Source organism: Vibrio sp. SG41-7 (assembly GCF_014164465.1).
In the GTDB taxonomy this organism is placed as follows: domain Bacteria; phylum Pseudomonadota; class Gammaproteobacteria; order Enterobacterales; family Vibrionaceae; genus Vibrio; species Vibrio splendidus.
The window spans coordinates 1-965 of record NZ_JACJFF010000308.1 but is presented as its reverse complement, the minus strand read 5'-3'; the positions used below and the strand labels follow the sequence as shown (position 1 = coordinate 965).

The following is a 965-nucleotide window of genomic DNA, read 5'->3' as shown; positions in this document are numbered from 1 at the left end:
GGGACAATAAAGGTGATCAAGGATTAGTACAAAGTGAGATCCTTCAAGCCGGCTCTAATTTCCCATTGAACGATCAAGAAGGCAATCCGGTCTTCTATCAACAAAGTGTCAATAAAAAATTCTACAATGACATCGTCAAACACGGATTAAACAATAGCCAATGTGTCGCCGATATTGACAGTGGGAAAACACCGTTTGAAATATCCCCAGGCTCCACTGAAGTAAAAACCTCATGGAAATTAATATCTAATAACGACAACCCTGAAAAATTTTTCACTATTCATAGAGATGTTGAGATCGACGGGGCAGTAAGGAGTAATGTTCTAATGGGCTTGGTCGGGATTCATGTAGTGCGAAAAACAAGGAATCATCCTGAATTCATTTGGACCACATTTGAACACAAGGAAAACGCTCCTGATTGTGCTGATGTTCCTAACCTATCAAATTTTGAAAAATCAGGTAAATGGACATTTTTCAACCCAATGTCCTTTCAGAAAGTGAATACTTACTTCCCTGGTAAACCTACTCAAGTCTGTAGAGAAACACCCTATGGGGTTGGTGTTTTAACGAAAACTGAAGTAGCTAAAGATATAAAAGCGCTTAACGAGGCAATGTCAGATTATTACCAATCACGTAAATCTGTTTGGTCTAACTACTTCCTTGTGGGCACATCTTGGACAGTCTCAAACGAGAGTGATTTAAATAAAGGAGAGGTGCCTCCCTCTTGGAAAAATGAAATAGGGGGTTCGAAGTTATTATCAAACAGTACAATGGAGACCTATGTCCAAAACCCTCAATGGTTTGCTTTAGTGCATCCTAAAGAAGATAGGGGCTGTTTTGCTTGTCATAAATATGACCCTTTAACAAAGAAAGCCTTACATTTAAGCCATATGTTTAATGCGGCCCAAGATTACGGTCAGTGTTTTCTTTAAGGCTTGATTTAGAACCTAAAAATTGAAACTTCC

At 38.8% G+C, this 965-nt stretch carries 1 protein-coding gene; it reads left to right on the top strand.

Going from position 1 to position 965, the window contains the following annotated elements; translation table 11 throughout:
• Window positions 1-932, top strand: a 932-nt coding sequence (locus H5300_RS28585) for a hypothetical protein (protein WP_182797369.1), incomplete at its 5' end; no start/stop codon positions are given.
• Window positions 933-965: the final 33 nt, after the last annotated feature.